General features: G+C 39.8%; 21 protein-coding genes. 9 read left to right on the top strand and 12 right to left on the bottom strand.

What is annotated here, in order from left to right; translation table 11 throughout:
* The first annotated feature begins 1 nt into the window (after window position 1).
* From DX522_RS06015 to DX522_RS06005, 3 genes are all read left to right on the top strand, one after another.
* On the top strand, window positions 2-766 hold the full coding sequence (locus DX522_RS06015) for an amino acid ABC transporter ATP-binding protein (RefSeq protein ID WP_115180153.1): 765 nt from the start codon (window positions 2-4) through the stop codon (window positions 764-766).
* A complete protein-coding gene (locus DX522_RS06010; protein WP_049371412.1) occupies window positions 750-1,607 on the top strand; it encodes a cysteine ABC transporter substrate-binding protein in 858 nt (285 codons plus the stop codon). The genes DX522_RS06015 and DX522_RS06010 overlap by 17 nt, the downstream gene beginning before the upstream one ends.
* A 198-nt stretch (window positions 1,608-1,805) precedes the next feature.
* Window positions 1,806-2,942: an ABC transporter substrate-binding protein gene (locus DX522_RS06005; RefSeq protein WP_115180152.1), complete on the top strand. Its 1,137-nt coding sequence runs from the start codon at window positions 1,806-1,808 to the stop codon at window positions 2,940-2,942.
* Window positions 2,943-3,010: 68 nt separating this feature from the next.
* On the opposite strand, the gene DX522_RS06000 is transcribed toward DX522_RS06005, so the two are convergent.
* The gene (locus tag DX522_RS06000; protein WP_115180151.1) at window positions 3,011-3,409 is read right to left on the bottom strand and encodes a pyrimidine dimer DNA glycosylase/endonuclease V; all 399 of its coding nucleotides are present in this window, start codon (window positions 3,407-3,409) and stop codon (window positions 3,011-3,013) included.
* A gap of 157 nt (window positions 3,410-3,566) precedes the next feature.
* Here DX522_RS06000 and DX522_RS05995 point away from each other — a divergent pair, with 157 nt between their 5' ends.
* Together DX522_RS05995 and DX522_RS05990 are read left to right on the top strand one after the other, a co-directional pair.
* On the top strand, window positions 3,567-4,055 hold the full coding sequence (locus DX522_RS05995) for a YbaK/prolyl-tRNA synthetase associated domain-containing protein (RefSeq protein ID WP_115180150.1): 489 nt from the start codon (window positions 3,567-3,569) through the stop codon (window positions 4,053-4,055).
* A 67-nt stretch (window positions 4,056-4,122) separates the two neighbouring features.
* Entirely contained in the window at window positions 4,123-4,524 is a 402-nt protein-coding gene (locus DX522_RS05990; RefSeq protein WP_115180149.1) for a hypothetical protein, read from the top strand.
* Here DX522_RS05990 and tusB read toward each other — a convergent pair.
* From tusB to fkpA, 5 genes are read right to left on the bottom strand one after another with little or no spacing between them, the layout of a single operon-like run.
* Window positions 4,519-4,806, bottom strand: a complete 288-nt coding sequence (gene tusB / locus DX522_RS05985; RefSeq protein ID WP_115180148.1) for a sulfurtransferase complex subunit TusB — start codon at window positions 4,804-4,806, stop codon at window positions 4,519-4,521. The genes DX522_RS05990 and tusB overlap by 6 nt on opposite strands.
* Before the next feature lie 8 nt (window positions 4,807-4,814).
* Window positions 4,815-5,174, bottom strand: a complete 360-nt coding sequence (tusC, locus tag DX522_RS05980; RefSeq protein WP_115180147.1) for a sulfurtransferase complex subunit TusC — start codon at window positions 5,172-5,174, stop codon at window positions 4,815-4,817.
* Window positions 5,171-5,551: a sulfurtransferase complex subunit TusD gene (gene tusD / locus DX522_RS05975; protein WP_115180146.1), complete on the bottom strand. Its 381-nt coding sequence runs from the start codon at window positions 5,549-5,551 to the stop codon at window positions 5,171-5,173. Before tusD ends, tusC begins: the two co-directional genes overlap by 4 nt.
* Window positions 5,551-6,216, bottom strand: a complete 666-nt coding sequence (locus DX522_RS05970) for a transcriptional regulator (protein WP_115180145.1) — start codon at window positions 6,214-6,216, stop codon at window positions 5,551-5,553. Before DX522_RS05970 ends, tusD begins: the two co-directional genes overlap by 1 nt.
* Before the next feature lie 59 nt (window positions 6,217-6,275).
* Window positions 6,276-6,998: an FKBP-type peptidyl-prolyl cis-trans isomerase gene (gene fkpA, locus DX522_RS05965; RefSeq protein ID WP_115180144.1), complete on the bottom strand. Its 723-nt coding sequence runs from the start codon at window positions 6,996-6,998 to the stop codon at window positions 6,276-6,278.
* A 94-nt stretch (window positions 6,999-7,092) separates the two neighbouring features.
* Between fkpA and DX522_RS05960 the strand changes: the two genes are divergently transcribed.
* The gene (locus tag DX522_RS05960; protein ID WP_049364204.1) at window positions 7,093-7,314 is read left to right on the top strand and encodes a SlyX family protein; all 222 of its coding nucleotides are present in this window, start codon (window positions 7,093-7,095) and stop codon (window positions 7,312-7,314) included.
* Window positions 7,315-7,384: 70 nt separating this feature from the next.
* Here DX522_RS05960 and DX522_RS05955 read toward each other — a convergent pair whose 3' ends face one another.
* Entirely contained in the window at window positions 7,385-8,770 is a 1,386-nt protein-coding gene (locus DX522_RS05955) for an SLC13 family permease (RefSeq protein ID WP_115180143.1), read from the bottom strand.
* 155 nt (window positions 8,771-8,925) lie between these two features.
* Window positions 8,926-10,152: an MFS transporter gene (locus tag DX522_RS05950; protein WP_115180142.1), complete on the bottom strand. Its 1,227-nt coding sequence runs from the start codon at window positions 10,150-10,152 to the stop codon at window positions 8,926-8,928.
* Between the two features lie 174 nt (window positions 10,153-10,326).
* Between DX522_RS05950 and DX522_RS05945 the strand changes: the two genes are divergently transcribed.
* The 3 genes from DX522_RS05945 to DX522_RS05935 are packed head-to-tail and all read left to right on the top strand — an operon-like array spanning window position 10,327 to window position 13,217.
* Window positions 10,327-11,037, top strand: a complete 711-nt coding sequence (locus DX522_RS05945) for a FadR/GntR family transcriptional regulator (protein WP_115180141.1) — start codon at window positions 10,327-10,329, stop codon at window positions 11,035-11,037.
* Window positions 11,027-12,100 (top strand): Gfo/Idh/MocA family protein, encoded by a 1,074-nt coding sequence (locus DX522_RS05940; protein ID WP_115180140.1) that lies wholly within the window; start codon window positions 11,027-11,029, stop codon window positions 12,098-12,100. The genes DX522_RS05945 and DX522_RS05940 overlap by 11 nt, the downstream gene beginning before the upstream one ends.
* 10 nt (window positions 12,101-12,110) lie before the next feature.
* Window positions 12,111-13,217: a Gfo/Idh/MocA family protein gene (locus tag DX522_RS05935; protein WP_115180139.1), complete on the top strand. Its 1,107-nt coding sequence runs from the start codon at window positions 12,111-12,113 to the stop codon at window positions 13,215-13,217.
* Window positions 13,218-13,291: 74 nt separating this feature from the next.
* On the opposite strand, the gene pdxH is transcribed toward DX522_RS05935, so the two are convergent.
* From pdxH to mobB, 4 genes are all read right to left on the bottom strand, one after another.
* Window positions 13,292-13,924: a pyridoxamine 5'-phosphate oxidase gene (gene pdxH / locus DX522_RS05930; protein WP_054420125.1), complete on the bottom strand. Its 633-nt coding sequence runs from the start codon at window positions 13,922-13,924 to the stop codon at window positions 13,292-13,294.
* 66 nt (window positions 13,925-13,990) lie between these two features.
* Window positions 13,991-15,631 (bottom strand): ABC transporter substrate-binding protein, encoded by a 1,641-nt coding sequence (locus DX522_RS05925; RefSeq protein WP_115180138.1) that lies wholly within the window; start codon window positions 15,629-15,631, stop codon window positions 13,991-13,993.
* A gap of 133 nt (window positions 15,632-15,764) precedes the next feature.
* A complete protein-coding gene (locus DX522_RS05920; protein WP_115180137.1) occupies window positions 15,765-17,174 on the bottom strand; it encodes an MDR family MFS transporter in 1,410 nt (469 codons plus the stop codon).
* A complete protein-coding gene (gene mobB / locus DX522_RS05915) occupies window positions 17,153-17,662 on the bottom strand; it encodes a molybdopterin-guanine dinucleotide biosynthesis protein MobB (RefSeq protein ID WP_262054172.1) in 510 nt (169 codons plus the stop codon). Before mobB ends, DX522_RS05920 begins: the two co-directional genes overlap by 22 nt.
* Between the last annotated feature and the right edge of the window lie 43 nt (window positions 17,663-17,705).

Raw genomic sequence — 17,705 nt, 5'->3', positions numbered from 1 at the left:
CATGGCGCTATTAGAAATTAAAAACCTCGTCAAAAATTACGGTGATGTAGAAGCACTCAAAGGCATCAATCTTTCTATAGAGAAAGGCGAAGTTGTCGTTATTTTAGGTCCATCGGGTTGTGGTAAAAGTACTTTTTTACGCTGCCTAAATGGGCTAGAGGAAATAAAGTGCGGTCAGATTTTGCTGCAAAATGCAGGCGAATTAGGCAAAGACATTCCTTGGGTCAAAGCGCGTCAACGCATTGGGATGGTATTCCAAAGTTATGAACTATTCGCTCATTTATCAGTGATTGACAATATTTTGCTCGGCCCTTTAAAAGTACAAAAACGCGATCGCGCAGAAGCTGAAAAACAAGCCTATGAGTTACTTAAACGTGTAGGTCTATATGACCGAAAAAATGCCTATCCGCGTGAATTATCCGGTGGGCAAAAACAGCGAATTGCTATTGTGCGTTCACTTTGCATGAACCCTGAAATTATTCTGTTCGATGAAGTCACTGCTGCCCTTGACCCTGAAATGGTACGCGAAGTACTTGATGTGATTTTAGGACTTGCCAAAGATGGTATGACGATGCTCATTGTTACCCATGAAATGAACTTCGCCCGTCAAGTAGCTAACCGCATTGTGTTTATGGATAAAGGGAAAATCATTGAACAGGCAAAACCGGAAGATTTCTTCACGAATCCAACCACGGATCGTGCGAAAACATTCTTAAATATCTTAAATTATGAACCGAGAGGGACAAACTATGAAGAAAACATTTAAAACATTGACCGCACTTTTAGCCACTGCCACCTTAGCATTTGGCTTAACCGCGTGTAATGATAAAGAACCAGCTAAAGACGGAGCAAAAACAATCTCAAGCCTTGAGCAAATACAAAAAGATGGCAAAGTGCGCATTGGTGTATTTAGCGATAAACCACCATTTGGTTATGTGGATGCGCAAGGTAAAAGCCAAGGCTTTGATGTCGAAATTGGTAAAGCGATCGGTAAAGACTTATTAGGTGACGAAAACAAAGTAGAGTTTGTTTTAGTGGATGCCGCAAACCGTGCTGAATACTTACTTTCTAAGAAAGTTGATATTATCTTAGCTAACTTTACTGTGACACCTGCTCGTAAAGAAGTGGTAGATTTTGCTAATCCATATATGAAAGTAGCACTCGGTGTCGTTTCAAAAGATGGCTCAGTCATTACTGATCTTGAACAATTAAAAGGCAAAACTTTAATTGTAGATAAAGGCACCACGGCTGATATTTTCTTCACCAAAAACTATCCAGATGTGAAGTTATTGAAATTTGAACAAAATACCGAAACCTTTGAAGCTTTACGTGATGGTCGTGGTGATGCCTTATCTAACGACAATACCTTCTTATTCGCTTGGGCAAAACAAAATCCAGGTTATACCGTGGGCGTAAAAAACTTTGGTGATCAAGATGTTATTGCGCCAGCTGTTCGCAAAGATGCACCTGAATTGTTAAATTGGTTAAACAACGAAATCCAAACCTTAGGCAAAGATGGTCGTTTAAAACAAGCTTACGAAAAAACTTTATTGCCAGTTTATGGTGATACCGTCAGCGAAAGCGATATCGTGGTTGAATATAAATAATTCTCCCACATTCACTTCTCCTTTAGTCCAACTCAAGGAGAAGTGAAAACTTACTAAGTTTTGACCGCACTTCCAATTTTAAATGCGAAATATGTTTTTTCTAGATATATGCCTATTTTACCCTTCAACAGCATTTCTTGTATTATCACTTTATAACATCTAAATTTGATAATAATTCTTATTTATGGTAATGTTCTGATGTTTTATTCAGACAGGAGTTTATATGCAAAAAAATCAACAATTCGTTTAATTTTGGCCGTTCTATTACTGACTTTTGGTATCACTACTCAAGCAGAAATAAAAACAATCAAAGATGTATTAGGACGAGAAGTTAACGTTGATGTGCCCGTAAAAAATGCCGTGTTAGGCTTTTACTATCCTGATTATATTGCTGTTACGGGTGTTGAAAATTTTAAATATGTTAAAGGTATCTCACGTGAATTTTGGGAAAAATTTAATCCAGGAAGTTGGGCATTGTTTTCTGAAAAAATGCCTGAACTCAAAAATATTGCTGATATTGGTAATGTAAATACAGGAACTTTCTCAACCGAAAAAACCTTGGCATTAAAACCTGATGTATTGATTCTTGCAGAATGGCAATATCAAACTATTGGTTCCGAACTACCAAAGTTAGAACAAGCTGGCGTTCCAATTATTGTTGTCGATTTTAATGCTCAAAGTGTAGAACGACACACCCAAAGCGCAAAGATTTTTGGGCAACTTGCAGGTACCGAAGAACGAGCAAATAAAATTGCAGATGAATATGCTCAAGGTATTACTGATATTCAAAAACGTGTAAAAGAGGCTAACCTACCTAAACCTAAAATCTATGTAGAATTTGGCAATAAAGGTCCTAGTGAATATAGCTTTACCTTTGGTAAAAATATGTGGGGTGCTATTGCTGAAACTGTTGGCGGGGATAACGTAAGCGCGCCTTTTGTCGAAAATTGGGGACCAATTAATCCAGAACAACTTCTTGCCGCACAACCTGAAGTGATCATGATTTCTGGCACAGAAATGGGGCATGAAACTAACGATGAAATAATGGCGATGGGAATAAACATCAATGAACAGGATGCACAAAAACGCCTAAAAGGTTTCTTAACCCGTGCAGGGTGGCAAGATTTACCTGCAGTTAAAAACCACCGTGTTTACGGTATTTATCATACAGCCTCTCGCTCACTAAGTGATCTATCAGCCGCTCAATTTATGGCAAAAGCACTTTACCCAAAACTTTTTGAAGACATAGACCCACAAAAAACCTTTATGGATTTCCATAAAAACTATTTGCCTATCATACCTAGTGGTACGTTTTTTATTAAATTGAAAGATTAAACAATTCATAAGGTGAGCGATGCTCACCTTTTTTATATTCTCACTGCCTTTCATAAGTGAAAACTCCTTTATTTTTGACCGCTCTTTGAAAGATGCGGTGTAAATCTCGCCTTTAATGGCATTCTTTCTTGAATACGTTCACGATTAATCTGCAATGCAGCCTCTGTGGCCTCATAGTCCAACCATAAACTTGGGTCATCGGATAATGTTTCATTCCAAATATACTGCACGTTAAAGCCTCGCGCCTTACATTCCGCATGCAATGCATCATACCGTTTCTTTAAAAACGCCAATTTATTAAAGAAAAAACGTACATGCCCTTCACCTAACTTATATTCTGCAGGCTGTCCTTTTAAGTGATATTTACCTTTCGCCACGGCGTTAGGAATGCGGGTTAATTCACGATGCTCAGCTAAAAGATGCTGATCACAAAGCTCCTCAGGCGGAACAAGATTAATTCGAGTCATAAACGATACCAAAGAAAAAGAAACATAGTACGGGGCGTAAAGGTATTTGTCTATCTCATAATAAATACGGCTCAAAAGATGAATTCTTTTTCTTTGATTTTCACATGAATCAACCTTTGTTAAACTCATTAAAAATATCGCTATTGAAGGAACCCGCATGTCTGTCAAAACATTTGAAAAATTGACCGCACTTTTAGATAAAAATCAAGCACGCTATCGCGTGGTTGAACATCCCACTGCAGGAAAATCAGAGGAAGTGGCTAAAATCCGTGGTACAGAATTAGGGCAAGGGGCAAAGGCGTTAGTATGCAAAGTGAAAGGAAATGGCGTAAAACAAGCGGTATTAGTGATATTGCCGGCCGATCAACAATCTGATTTAAATAAAGTAGCAGCCTATTTAGGTGGCGCGAAAGCCTCGCTTGCCAGCCCTGCAGAAGTAGATACCTTAACTGACTGTGTATTTGGTGCAATTCCACCTTTTAGCTTTCATCCTGATTTGTTGCTAATTGCTGATCCTAGCTTACTGTCTCGTTATGATGAATTAGCATTTAATGCAGGTACGTTAGAACGCTCTATTATTCTCAATACACGAGATTATGCCTCAATCGTTCAGCCCACATTAGTGGATGTAATAAAAACCGAATAGAGAAAAGATTGGTTGTCTTTCATTTGATTGATACAATGCTTCCGTTTTTCTATTAATTGGACATCTCATGAAAAAATATCTTAAAGCATTTATTCTTTTCCCGTTGATTATTCAAATTATTGGCACTGTTGCCTTAACATTCTCGAATAATGATACTGATCAAATTCAGAGCTCGGTGCTTTCTGTCTTTATTGTCGCTGCAATGCCGACTTTTCTCATTACGCTTTGGGCGGCATTTCACCGTTATGCAAGCTACAACGTGAAAGCTATTGCATTAATTGCAGGATTAATCGGATTTAGTTACACAGTCGTGGCAGGATTCTTTTATGCCACACTCGTTAATGACATGGGATTTGGCGAATGGTTGCGCGCAGGAGGATTAGAAATTACCTGCTTAATGGCCGCAGGTTTGGCACTTTATTCTGTTATGGTATTACCGCTCTTGTTACCTAAAGAACGCCCACTATAAGGCAATTTGAGGCGAATATTGAGCTGTTAAATCCACCAAATCTGCTAATGAAATTAACCGCACTTGATTGTTTTCTGACAAAAGTGCGGTTAAATTTCTAGCTAAAATATCCTGCTCCAACACAAAACATTGCCCTTTGCATTGGGTAAGCATTTCCCCATACTTCACGGCTAACAACACGCCATCTTGCCATAAAACCACCGCATCATTTTCCGTGATTTCAGTCAAATAACGTTGAAGGTCAGTCTCAAAATAATGAGCTTGAGAAAAGGTATAAAGCATAATATTCCTTAAAACGTAAACACTTTTTCTGCTTGGCTAAGTTTATTGATCAGCGAAGTGCGGTCAATTTTTTCAGCAGAAATAATGAGCTGTTCAGCTTGCAAATTGTATTGGTCGAGTGAATTGGCACAAACAAAGCGCTGTTCAATATCGTATAAATCTAATAATTTAAAGGTACGAATAAAGTCTTTTTGTAACAATAACTCAGGATTTTGCCCATCGAGTAAATTTAATACGCCATCATCGATAAAAAAGATACCGATTTCCTCTTCATTACAAAATGCTGTCGCAGCAAGCAAAGCATCTAAACCTTCACGAGAAATCGCGTTTCCATGCGGTGCGGTACGAAATAAGAATACTAGCTTCACAATGTTACCACCCGATCTGCTTTTAATGCCATCGCCATAAACTCGCCTAAGCCTGTAATCTCAAAACCTTCTGCAAGATTCGTTTTATCAGTCTCTTTTGCCGTAAGCGCATCCACTACGCCACGACGTTGTGAAGCAGCTACACATAAATGCAAAGGGATATGATGCTGCGCTGAAAAGGCTTGCCAAGCTTGCGTGAGATTAAATTCATCATTGGCAGGATAAACTAAGCCATTGCCATTACTCACACCGTCTTGGAAAAAGAAAATTTGGCTAATGGCATGCCCTTTTTCGAGTAAAGCTTGGGCAAATTGATAGGCAAGAAAAGCCCCTTGTTTTCCATAAACGGGACTTTTCACGGCGAGAACATAGTTCATTACTCTTGCTCTTGTTTGATTTGACGAATATACAAATACACGGTGTGGCGAGAAATCGCGAGGCGATCAGCCACTAAATTGATCGCATCTTTAATATCAAAAATGCCTTTTTCGAAAAGTGAAACTACAATCTGACGGTTCTTATTATTATTCGAAACCGAGCGATCTGCATTCACTTCTTCAATGGTTTTTTCTACTGTTTGTGCCACCAACTCTTCTACCGAACTTGCAAAATTGACGGAAGAAGTTTCATTTTGTTCCTGCGTTGGCATAAAGGCCTGCATAAATTGAGAAACCGGCACATCCAAATTAATATTGATACAAAGTAAACCAATAATGCGTTGTTTGCTATTTCGAATGGCAATAGTCACAGACTTCATCAACACATTGCCTTTCGCACGCGTGAAATAAGGCTTAGAGACACTCTCACTTTGCATATTACGCAAGGATTTCAGGGCTAAATCCGTAATCGGTGAACCCACTTGGCGATTGGTATTATGCCCATTGGCGATGCAAATGGCGGAATGCTCAATATCTTCCAAAGAATGTAATACGATTTCACAATGCTCGCCAATCAACGCGCTCACGCCATCAACTACTGCTTTATAGGAAATCAGAATAGCACGATCTTCATCGGTGAAAGGTTGTCTATCGGTTAGTATCATTTTTCAAATCTGGTAGGGAAAATGACCGCACTTTGGACAAAGTGCGGTTAAATTAAGGCTTATTTTTTAGGATTAACGTCTAATACTTCAACGTCGAAGTAAAGTGTTGCATCAGGTGGAATTGAATCGCCTGCACCTTGTTTGCCATAAGCTAATTCAGGTGGAATCACTAATTCGATTTTACCGCCTTTTTTCACTAACTGAAGGCCTTCAGTCCAACCTTTAATCACTTGGTTTAATTTAAACTCAACCGGTTGACCACGTTCAACAGAGCTATCAAATACTTTACCATCTGGTAATTTACCGGTGTAATGTACTTTCACAGTATCTGTTGCTTTAATCGCATCACCTTTACCTGCTTCAGTGATTTTGTAAAGTAAGCCATCTTTGGTGCTTTTCACGCCATCTTTTTTCGCAAATTCAGCGCGGTATTTATCACCTTCTTCTTTTGCGGCTTTCGCTTGTTGTTCTACTTTTGCTTTAGCAGCAGACACTAATTGCTCTTGAATGCCATCTAAGGTCTTTTGAATTTTTTCGTCTTTACGAACATCAACTTTACCTTCTAATGCATCTTTTAAGCCATCTAAAATACGCGCATTGTCGTATTGAATGACTTCTTTTTGAGCATCCACTAAATCTTTTACTTGGTTACCCATTAACGCACCAACAGCATAAGACGCATCACTTGCGCTTGGCGCTGCTTTATCTTCTGCAAAAACAGAACTTGAAACAACCGCACTTACCATAAGTGCAGCAAGAGAAAGCTTTTGAATTTTCAACATTTTGCTTGATCCTTTATAATAGAAACAGAATAGCGAATAGGTTAAATCGGATTGACCAAATTCACAACATTTTTTTAAAAATTAGAGAAATTTTATGCAAAATCAACAAATTTTAGACGATCGCATCGCTGAACTTGAAATGAAAATTGCTTTTCAAGAACAACTTTTAGACGAACTCAACCAAGCATTAGTTCAACAACAGTTTGATATGGATAAAATTCAACTTCAACTCCGCTATCTCGCCGGCAAATTAAAAGATATGCAACCTTCTAATATTGCTAGCCAAGCAGAGGAAACGCCACCTCCGCATTATTAAACAATAAACCGCACGTTAACGTGCGGTTTACTTTTATAGGCTAATAAAGTGCGGTCAGTTTTGACAACATTTACAACCAAACAAAATAAGTCATGCCACCGATAATGGCGATACAGAATAGATTGAGAATTAAACCGACTTTAGCCATATCGAGTTGTTTCACATTTCCTGTTGCAAACACGATAGCATTAGGCGGTGTAGCGATTGGCAACATAAATGCACAACTTGCCCCACAAGCGATAATTGCGGCTAAAGCGATAGGCGGTAAATTCATAGATTGCGCCACTGAAATCACAATTGGCATAATTAATGCAGCGCTGGCAGTATTCGATGTGAATTCTGTTAAGAAAATAATAAATGCGGTTATCACAAAGCAAAGCACCCAAAGAGGTTTGGTTTGTACGAACTGAACGATACTATCCGCCATAATCTTACTGGCACCAGAATCTTTCATCACGATACTGAGTGTTAAACCACCACCGAATAAAACAAGTACGCCCCATTCAACGCGCTCTTGAATTTCTTTCCAGGTCGCCACGCCTGAGATACAAATAAAGATCACAACACATAGCGCAATCACCGTATCAAAGTTTTCGATTTTTTTCGGTAATTCAAGGAAAGCACTAATCCATGGGTTTAAGAGAGAACTGAAAAGCAACATAATCGCCATACCGATAAAGATCATTAAAGTAATGATATTTTTTCGGTTAAAGCTGACTTTCTCAAGTGATGGATTAAAATCTACAGAAAAATCTGGACGTAAAATCACCCATAAAGAAAAAATCATTGAAGGCACAAGCAGTACCATCACCGGGAAACCATAACCTAACCATTCCGTGAAGGTCACTTGAATTTGAGATGCCAAAATGGCATTCGGCGCACTTCCTACTAACGTACCAATACCACCGATACTGGCACTAAATGCCATGCCTAACAATACAAAGGCATACAACCGATGGTTTTTCTCTGCATTGATACCTTTTAACATCCCCATAGTAAGCGGTAACATCATTGCCGCCACAGCGGTGTTGTTAATCCACATGGAAAGGAATGTAGTTGCGGTGAAAAGGTAGGTGATAGAAAGTTTTAAGTTTCCTTTCGCCAAACGAATAATATAATTCGCAATAATCTTGTCTAGATTCTGAATTTGTAACACCGCAGCCACTACAAATCCACCAAAGAACATATAAATAATTGGCGTGGAGAATGGTGCGAGAGCTTTTTGCGTATTAATCAAGCCTAATCCAATGGCCACAACAGGCACCATAAGGGATGTTACGGTAATATTAAAGGCTTCCGTTAACCACAAAATACCAATAAAAATCAGCAGGGCTAACCCGCGGTTCTCTTGGGAAGAAAACGGCAGTATTTTGATTAACACCAACATGAAGACAAAGTCTAAGGAAAGAATAAGAAGACTTTTATATTTAGAGAGAAAGGTTTGTTGAGTTTGCATATACAATCTCCTATAAAACGATAGGGGAGATTATTAATTAGCATTTAACAGAAAAAATTAAAACATATTTTTAACAAATTTGTGACACGCTTCAAACTATTTTTGTATAAACAACAAACCGCACCTAAAAGTGCGGTCTGTTTTGCTTTCATTTTTTATTGTTGCATGCGCGCTTGGATACGTTCTGGCAATCTTAATCCAACGAGAGCAACAAGGACAATTGTCCAGAATAAGGTGACATACACAAGGGCTGAACCAAGTCCTACTCTTTCGCTAAAAGCGGCGGCAATCACAGGAGACACCCCACCACCGATCGCAGCGAAGTTATAGATGAAACCAATACCTGTGCTTCGCATTTCAGCTGGGAAGAAAGTCGCCATATATTTTGGTACTAAACCGGCAATCCCTAAGTTAGTTGCAAGTAAGAAGAAGAGCAACACTCCAAGTGCTAACACATTATTTTCTGGCAAATAGAATACTGGGAAGAGGAAAAAAAGTGATAACAATAAGCTATATACAAAGGTTTTCTTCTCACCCAATTTATCACCGATAAAGCCTGCAATTAAGGTACCAATGAGGATACCAAAGCCTGCCCAGAACATCAGTGATTTCACATTTTCAGCATAGCCGTTTTCTTTGAGGTAAAGTGGAAGCAAACCCACTACCGGCCAGTTTACGGAGAAAATTGAATAACAAACTAAGAAAATAATTAAGGTGATTGGTAATTGTTTTTTAGTGAATAGGTCAGTAAGTGGAACTTTATTCACTTTACCCGCTGCTTTCGCTTGCGCCCATTCTTCACTTTCAGGGGCATGGCGACGAACATAGAGCACTAAAGCGACAGGAGCCAAACCAATAAAGAAAGCCACACGCCAGCCATAAGCTTGTGCAACCCAAGGAATCACTTGAGAAGCAAGAATATTACCAATAGAAAAGCCACTCACTAAAAATGCACTGGCTTTTGTACGTAAATGTTGTGGCCAACTTTCAATGGCATAAGAGGAAGAACACGCATATTCACCTGCCATCCCCATACCGATAATCATACGGAAGATAAAAAGCCAAATATAACTGGTGGATAAACCGCACAAGAATGTCCCGACGGAATACGTAATAATGGAAACAATCATCGCCAAACGACGACCATATTTATCGGCAAAACTACCAAAAATCGCCCCACCTAATGGACGCGCTACGAAGGCCGCAAGTAATAGTGTGGATGTTTCCGTTGTACTCATGGCGAATTCTTTTTGAATATCCAAAAGCACATAAGTGATAAGCATATAATCGAAGCCATCAAAAACATAACCTAACCAAGCCGCAAATAACGCTTTTTTTTGCGTAGGACTGACTTCTTTATACCATGGTAATGATGTTGCCATAACAACCTCCCTTCCTTGTATTTGAGAATTTTGTGGTATAGATCACAGAATTTAAAATCACTGCTAATTTCTGCTTGCATAAATAAAGATAAGACGTATGATGTCTTATGTCAATTAGAGAGAATGAGAACTGGATCACAAATTCAGAAAATAGATTAGAAAATGAGAACAGAAATGGAAAAAACAAGTAAAAAAGAAGCAAGTCTCGTTTTGCAGGATAAAATCAAATCGCTCATCATTAAACAAAATCTTAAATCCGGCGATTTGATGCCAACAGAAAATGAGTTAATTGAACAGCTTGGTGTGAGCCGCTCCAGTTTACGTGAAGCTATTAAATCTTTAGAAGCGCTACACATTTTAGATATTCGCCATGGTGTTGGTACCTTTGTGAGTGAATCCTCTCTTGTGCCAATGATTCGTGGATTAAGCTTTCACACCCAACTGAATTTGCATAATGATCATAATCAGCTGATTAATATTTTGGATATTCGGGAAATTTTGGAATACGGTTTTGCCCCGATGGTTTTAGGAAAAATTAGTCAAGAACAGACCGCTCTTTTGCAAAAATCAGTAGCAAATATGGAGAAAAATGCACGAGAACAAAAGTTTTCACCTAAAGATGAATACCACATTCATTTAAAACTTTATGAACCATTAAATAACCCGTTACTGATTCAATATTTAGATGCGTTTTGGCAAATTTATCAGCAAGTAGAAAAAGGCCTACCGCCACCAATACTTTCTCCTGAAAAATTAGCCATGCAACACCGTGAATTAATTGATGCGGTAGAAGCGCATGATTTAGTACGGATGCAACGCGCGATCTTGCAATATTTCCAAAGTATTCGCCAACGCTTACAACAAGGAGGGCATGATGCAAACTAATGGATTAAACATTGCCTTAATCGGCTGTGGCTTTTTTGGTGTTCAACTAGCTTCCGCATTTGACAAAGCCCAAGCAAACTTAATTGCAGTGACCGATATCAACCCTTCTCTGGCACACAAACTCGCAGACCAATACGGTAGCCAAGCTTTTTTTAGTGTAGAAGAAATGTTGGCTAAAACTAAACCGGATTTAGTGGTCATTGCCACACCAAACTACGCTCATTATTCCCCAGCTATCTTAGCATTAAATGCAGGCTGTCATGTCTTTATTGAAACACCTTTTACCTTAAGTTCCTCCCAAGGCCAACATTTACACCGTCTTGCTGAAGAAAAAGGCAAATTCATTTTTGTGGGCCATTTGGAACGTACGTTGCCAGGCATGTTGAAAGTCAAAGCGGCTTTAGAACAAGGAAAATTAGGCCGCATTACCGTAGCACGAGCCATGCGTCAGCGTTGGATTGAAAACCTACCAAACAAAGAATGGTGGAAATTAGATGCCAATCTTACGGGCGGCGAGCTTTTCCACCTCATTCACGAACTGGATTTACTCTGTTGGTTATTAGGCGATATTGAGGCGGTCTTTGCTCAAGCCGCTAATCAAGCGCATCACGATACACCAGATAGTCGTGATGTGTTGCAACTGTTACTACGTTTTGAAAATGGCGTGTTAGGTTCGCTCGAAATGGGCACAGCTTATCGATTACACCAATGGGGCATTCAAATTCATGGTGAAAACGGTGTGATTGAAGTCAATTTCTTTACCTCAAGTGTCACATTTAATTATCTAGATGGAAAAATAGAACACGTTGATTTATTTAATGAATTTGAGGCTGATTTATCTTTACGTGAAAGTGCCAAAGGCACTCAGCAATATAATGTCACCCACGCACCTTGCCAACTTTGGTTAAGCCGAGCGGCTGAAATCGAAGTACAAAGTGTGGTGGAGCACTTAACGCAAGGAAAAACCAGCCCATTAAGTCTATGTTTAACTGAAGCCATCGAAGTTGCAGAAGCAGCGAAGCAATCCATGGTAACGGAAAAACAAATCTCAGTGAAAAAATAAGGAGTTTATTATGATGCGATATGGTGTTGTTGGCGTTGGCTATTTTGGTGCAGATTTAGCCCGCTTCATGAATGAATTTGATGATGCACAAATTACCGTAGTATATGACCCTGAAAATGGTGAAACCATTGCTCAAGAATTACAATGCGTAGCGGCAAAATCTCTTGAAGAATTGGTCACTTCCCCTGATGTAGATTGTGTGATTGTCGCCACCCCAAACTACTTACACAAAGAACCGGTCATCCTTGCAGCAAAAAACAAAAAACACGTTTTCTGTGAAAAACCTATCGCCTTAAGTTATCAAGACTGTGACGACATGGTCCGCGCTTGCGAAGAAAATGGCGTTACCTTTATGGCTGGCCATGTAATGAACTTCTTTAATGGTGTTCACCATGCCAAAGAATTAATCAATCAAGGTGTGATTGGTAAAGTGCTTTATTGTCACACCGCACGTAACGGCTGGGAAGAACAACAACCAACCATTTCATGGAAAAAAATCCGTGAAAAATCTGGCGGTCACTTATACCACCATATTCACGAATTAGACTGCGTACAATTCATTATGGGTGGTATGCCAAAAACCGTTACCATGGCAGCAGCCAATGTTGCACACAAAGGCGAAAAATTTGGTGATGAAGACGATATGATTTTTGTCACCATGGAATACGATGATAATCGTTTTGCTGTTCTCGAATGGGGTTCAGCTTTCCGTTGGGGTGAACATTATGTATTAATTCAAGGGGAAAAAGGTGCGATCAAACTGGATATGTACAATACCAAAGGCACCCTTCGTGTGGATGGAAAAGACACCTATTTCCTCATTCACGAAACCCAAGAAGAAGATGATGACCGTACCCGTATTTACAACAGTACAGAAATGGACGGCGCGATCCAATATGGTAAACCGGGCAAACGCACACCACTCTGGTTGAGTTCTATCATGAAAAAAGAAATGCGTTATTTAAACGACATTCTGCATGGCATGGAACCAACTGAGGAATTTGTAAAATTACTCACTGGTGAAGCTGCCCGTGCTGCTATCGCCACTGCTGATGCGTGTACCCGTTCTTGTTACGAAAACCGCAAAGTTGATTTAGCAGAAATCATCGGCAAATAAAATAACGTAAAAATTAACCGCACTTTGGTTAAAAAATCAAAGTGCGGTTGTTTTTTACATATTTTTGAAGAAACTTACGGCGATAATCGCTCTCTCTCCCATTTTCCATCATTGAATAAATAACAAATTCTGTCATGTAAACGACTTGGGCGACCTTGCCAGAATTCGATGCGATCAGGAATCACAAGATAACCACCCCAATGTGGTGGGCGTGGGACGTTTAATGGGTGTTTTGCTGCAATCAGAGCAGCTTTCGCTAATAAAGATTTGTGGCTAGAAATGACCGCACTTTGCTCGCTGGCCCAAGCGCCGATTCGGCTGGTATAAGGGCGAGTCGCAAAATATTCATCTGATTGTTCAGGCGAGATTTTTTCAGCTTTGCCCTCAATACGCACAGAGCGTTCTAATTCAGGCCAAAAGAATGTTAGGGCAACGAAAGGATTATGTTCTATGGCGCGACCTTTTCGGCTGTGATAATTCGTGAAAAAGACAAAGCCTTGTTCATTCACTTCTTTCAACAGCACCATTCGACTTGTTGGTCGACCGTCTTCATTGACTGTTGCAACATTAACACCTGTCGGCTCGTTTACTTTGGCGGTAATCGCTTCGTTGAGCCATTTTTCAAATTGTTTTATTGGATTGGGATCGCAATCATGCTGAGAAAGCGCCTGTTTGCAATAATCCTCACGAATATCATGTAAGTCCATTTTCTTTCTCCTTTTGCTTGAAAACAAAAAGCCCTTGCAACTGCAAGGGCTAGTATAGTCCGTTAATTATTTACCATCAACACTCACGCCATAAAATGCATCATAACCGAATGGGCTTTGTACGTAGCCTTTTACGCGAGGGCTAAGTGGTGCGAAACCAACAGAGTGCGCAACTGGAATCCATGGTGCTTGATCATGGAAAATCACTTGTGCTTGTTTATAAAGTGCTGCACGCTCATCTTTATTGGTTAAGCCAATCGCTTTATCTAATAGGGCATCAAATTCTGCATTTTTGAAACGTGCAAAGTTTGAGTTACCCGCATTAGCGCTTGCAAGTAATGGAGAAAGGAAGTTATCCGGATCACCGTTATCGCCTGACCAACCAAAGATACCCGCCGTTAATTCACCTGCTTTAGCACGTTTTTGATAGTCTGCCCATTCAAACGTGACTGGATTTGCTTTTACGCCCACTTTCGCCCAATCTGCCATCACAAGTTCAGCCATACGTTTTGGATTTGGGTTAGACGCACGTACCACTGGTTGAATCCAGAAATCAGTTTCAAAACCGTTTGGATAACCAGCTTCTGCTAAAAGCTGTTTCGCTTTCTCTGGATCATACGGATAATCTTGGATTTCGTCGTTATAACTCCAAATTGTTGGTGGTAATGGGTTTTTCGCTGCAGTACCTGCACCTTGATAAACCGCTTCAATAATTGCCTTTTTGTCCACCGCATAGTTCAATGCTTGGCGCACTTTCGCGTTATCAAATGGCGCTTTCTCTGTATTGAATGCGATATATGCCACGTTCAAACCTTTTTGTTCCAAAAGCTGTACTTTCGGATCAGTTTTCATCTTGGCTAAATCCGCCACGTTCGGGAAGAGAATTAAATCACAAGAACCCGCTTGTAACTTCGCATAACGCGTAGTCGCATCTGGTACGATACTGATCACTAAACGATCAAGCGGTGTACGACCTTTCCAATAGGTTTCATTTGCTACATATTGTGCCGCTTGGTCAGTTTTGTAATCCACAAAAATAAACGGACCTGTCCCCACTGGTTTGTTATCGATCGTTTCTGGTTTACCCGCTTTCAACATCGCATCTGCATATTCAGCGGAATAAATAGAGATAAAGTCCATACCCAAGCTTGCTAAGAAAGTCGCATCTTTTTTATTCAAGGTGATACGAATGGTGTTGTCATCCACTTTCTCAATTGATTTTAATAAATCTGGGAATTTCATCGCTTTGAAATATGGATAAGTCCCTTTTGATACATTGTGATAAGGGTGGTTAGGATCTAACTGACGTTGGAAAGAAAAGATCACATCATCCGCATTAAAATCACGTGTTGGCGTAAATTCTTTTGTCGTATGGAATTTCACCCCTTTACGCAAATGGAACGTGTAAGTTAAACCATCATCACTGATTTCCCAGCTTTCAGCCAAGGCTGGCTCAAGGTCAGTTGAACCTTTTTTGAATTCAACCAAACGGTTATACACTTGTTGTGAACTCGCATTGTAAGATGTGCCTTCCATTACCAATGCCGGGCTAAAGCTAAGTGGTGCTTTCGCCGTACAGTACACAAACGTGTTATTACCTGAAGGTTTTTCTGTTTCTTCTTTTTCTTTTGCCGCAGAACCAGATTGATCACAAGCAGCTAAAAACAAACTGGCTGCAATAAGAGTTAAGGTCGCTTTTAATTTCATAAGTTTTCCTTCTTTAATCGAGTGGAACACCCAAACATAAATATAAAATTTTACTTAAGATATAAGCAAATCAAACTTTTACGAAATAAGAAAAAGATCTTTCTTATAACAAATTAAACTAAGGTATTCAATATCAGCGTTTTTTCCGCAAATGATCTCCGTCTGCTTTGTGCAAATAGCTTAATATCCAAACTAATGCGATAGCAAAAACAGAAGTGGTTAGAAAAGTGTAACTGAAAGCATGTTGTAATGCATCGCCTTCGTTACCAATGAATTGGCGGTACAACGTTAAAATAATGGATGCTACGGCGATACCAAATCCGATTCCTACTTGTTGCACAATACTCAGCACCGTTGAGCCTACACCGCTTTGTGCCTGTGATAGGTCGCCAACGGTAAGAGTGTTAATTGAGGTAAAAATCATCGACATGCAGGCACCGTACCACATCAGATTACATATAATCCATGTCGTTGATGATGAGGTATCAAGCCATGACATTGAAACCGTCGAGGCTGCCATTAAAAGTGACGATAAAATTAGTGTGGTTTTATAACCTAGCATATTTAAAATATGCCCAATAAAGCGTTTAAATACGACGGACATTAGCGCAATGGGTGCAAGCAACCAGCCTGACTCTTCAGCTGAATAGCCAAAGGAAAGTTGGAACATTAATGGCAATAAGAACGGCACTGCTGAGCCAGAAAGACGAATAAAGATATTGGCTGCAATGCCTAATCGGAATGTTCTTGTATTGAAAAGAGATAACGGCAAAATGGCACGTTCATTACCTTTCGCATAAAAATAATAGGCGACCAATAATGCAATACCAACCGACAATGCACTGTATGTGGTCATATTGTCACGGTGACTTTCTCCGAGTAAATCAAGCCCAAGAGTGAGCCCAACTAAACCAAACGCAAAGAGCAAAAAGCCCGTCCAGTCTAACTTATTCGCATTACCCTTATGATTGCCCATCACTTTAGCCGCAGCCCAAAAGCCTAACATGCCAATCGGAATATTGATTAAGAAAATCCAATGCCATGATGTATGCACCACAAGCCAACCACCTAAAATCGGACCAAGAATCGGGCCAATCAATCCCGCTGTCGCCATTAAATTCCAGGCATTAATTAATTGATTTTTCGGTACGGTTTGAATAATCGCAAGGCGAGCAACCGGCATCATAAACGCACCGCCAATACCTTGGAGAATCCGTGCAAGCACAAGGGTCTCGAGAGAAGTGGCCATCGCACAAGCGACTGAACCGAATACAAAGGTAAAAACTGCTGAGCGGAAAACAGTAAGCGTACCAAATTTAGCTGCCGCCCAAGCAGTTAAAGGAATAAATAAGGCTACGGCAAGAGAATAGGCGATAATCGCCATTTGCATTTCAAAGACAGGGGTTTGCAGATCTGTTGCAATGGTGGGTAAGGCAGTATTTAAAATAGTCGCATCCAAGCTTTGCATAAACAAAGCCATGGAAGCTACCCAAGCCAGCCCTTTATAATGCTGACGTTCTATTACTGTGTCTTTTTCCACCATTGATAAATAAACTCAGCGATCTGTTCAATGTGATTAATATCTAATAAAGTGCGGTCAGTTTCAAGCGAATAATCTGTTGCTAAAGCCAACACGTTTTCATCTAATTCCGGCAAAGGTTTTGTCATCTCTTGTCGATGCAACAGAATCTTTGGAATAGGTTCTTGTTTAAATCCTTCCACCAAAATTAAATCCGTTAAATGACAATCAAATTGTTGACTTAAATAGGCTAATGAAACCGGCTCTTGAGGGGTTTCTGTCATCAATGCCCAACGAGTATCACAAGCCATGATAACTTGCGCGGAACCTGCCTCTTTCATGCGCCAACTGTCTTTGCCCTCTTTATCCACGTGAGCGTTGTGATGGCTGTGTTTAATGACTGAAATACGTAGACCTTTTTTGATTAATTGAGGAAGTAATTTTTCCAATAATGTGGTTTTGCCACTACCGCTGTAACCAGTGATGCCAAGAAGAGGAAAGGGATTATTCATTGTAAAAACCTTAAGAAAAATGACCGCACTTGATAAAACAAAA

The organism is Haemophilus parainfluenzae (assembly GCF_900450995.1).
GTDB lineage: Bacteria > Pseudomonadota > Gammaproteobacteria > Enterobacterales > Pasteurellaceae > Haemophilus_D > Haemophilus_D parainfluenzae_O.
This window is presented reverse-complemented; position numbering and strand designations above follow the sequence as displayed.

What these genes read in the sequence shown, in the direction of transcription:
- DX522_RS06015 (WP_115180153.1), top strand. Translation starts at nt 2, where the DNA reads ATGGCGCTATTAGAAATTAAAAACCTCGTCAAAAATTACGGTGATGTA.
- DX522_RS06010 (WP_049371412.1), top strand. Translation starts at nt 750, where the DNA reads ATGAAGAAAACATTTAAAACATTGACCGCACTTTTAGCCACTGCCACC.
- DX522_RS06005 (WP_115180152.1), top strand. Translation starts at nt 1,806, where the DNA reads ATGTTTTATTCAGACAGGAGTTTATATGCAAAAAAATCAACAATTCGT.
- DX522_RS06000 (WP_115180151.1), bottom strand. Translation starts at nt 3,409, where the DNA reads ATGACTCGAATTAATCTTGTTCCGCCTGAGGAGCTTTGTGATCAGCAT.
- DX522_RS05995 (WP_115180150.1), top strand. Translation starts at nt 3,567, where the DNA reads ATGTCTGTCAAAACATTTGAAAAATTGACCGCACTTTTAGATAAAAAT.
- DX522_RS05990 (WP_115180149.1), top strand. Translation starts at nt 4,123, where the DNA reads ATGAAAAAATATCTTAAAGCATTTATTCTTTTCCCGTTGATTATTCAA.
- tusB (WP_115180148.1), bottom strand. Translation starts at nt 4,806, where the DNA reads ATGCTTTATACCTTTTCTCAAGCTCATTATTTTGAGACTGACCTTCAA.
- tusD (WP_115180146.1), bottom strand. Translation starts at nt 5,551, where the DNA reads ATGAACTATGTTCTCGCCGTGAAAAGTCCCGTTTATGGAAAACAAGGG.
- DX522_RS05970 (WP_115180145.1), bottom strand. Translation starts at nt 6,216, where the DNA reads ATGATACTAACCGATAGACAACCTTTCACCGATGAAGATCGTGCTATT.
- fkpA (WP_115180144.1), bottom strand. Translation starts at nt 6,998, where the DNA reads ATGTTGAAAATTCAAAAGCTTTCTCTTGCTGCACTTATGGTAAGTGCG.
- DX522_RS05960 (WP_049364204.1), top strand. Translation starts at nt 7,093, where the DNA reads ATGCAAAATCAACAAATTTTAGACGATCGCATCGCTGAACTTGAAATG.
- DX522_RS05955 (WP_115180143.1), bottom strand. Translation starts at nt 8,770, where the DNA reads ATGCAAACTCAACAAACCTTTCTCTCTAAATATAAAAGTCTTCTTATT.
- DX522_RS05950 (WP_115180142.1), bottom strand. Translation starts at nt 10,152, where the DNA reads ATGGCAACATCATTACCATGGTATAAAGAAGTCAGTCCTACGCAAAAA.
- DX522_RS05945 (WP_115180141.1), top strand. Translation starts at nt 10,327, where the DNA reads ATGGAAAAAACAAGTAAAAAAGAAGCAAGTCTCGTTTTGCAGGATAAA.
- DX522_RS05940 (WP_115180140.1), top strand. Translation starts at nt 11,027, where the DNA reads ATGCAAACTAATGGATTAAACATTGCCTTAATCGGCTGTGGCTTTTTT.
- DX522_RS05935 (WP_115180139.1), top strand. Translation starts at nt 12,111, where the DNA reads ATGATGCGATATGGTGTTGTTGGCGTTGGCTATTTTGGTGCAGATTTA.
- pdxH (WP_054420125.1), bottom strand. Translation starts at nt 13,924, where the DNA reads ATGGACTTACATGATATTCGTGAGGATTATTGCAAACAGGCGCTTTCT.
- DX522_RS05925 (WP_115180138.1), bottom strand. Translation starts at nt 15,631, where the DNA reads ATGAAATTAAAAGCGACCTTAACTCTTATTGCAGCCAGTTTGTTTTTA.
- DX522_RS05920 (WP_115180137.1), bottom strand. Translation starts at nt 17,174, where the DNA reads ATGGTGGAAAAAGACACAGTAATAGAACGTCAGCATTATAAAGGGCTG.
- mobB (WP_262054172.1), bottom strand. Translation starts at nt 17,662, where the DNA reads ATGAATAATCCCTTTCCTCTTCTTGGCATCACTGGTTACAGCGGTAGT.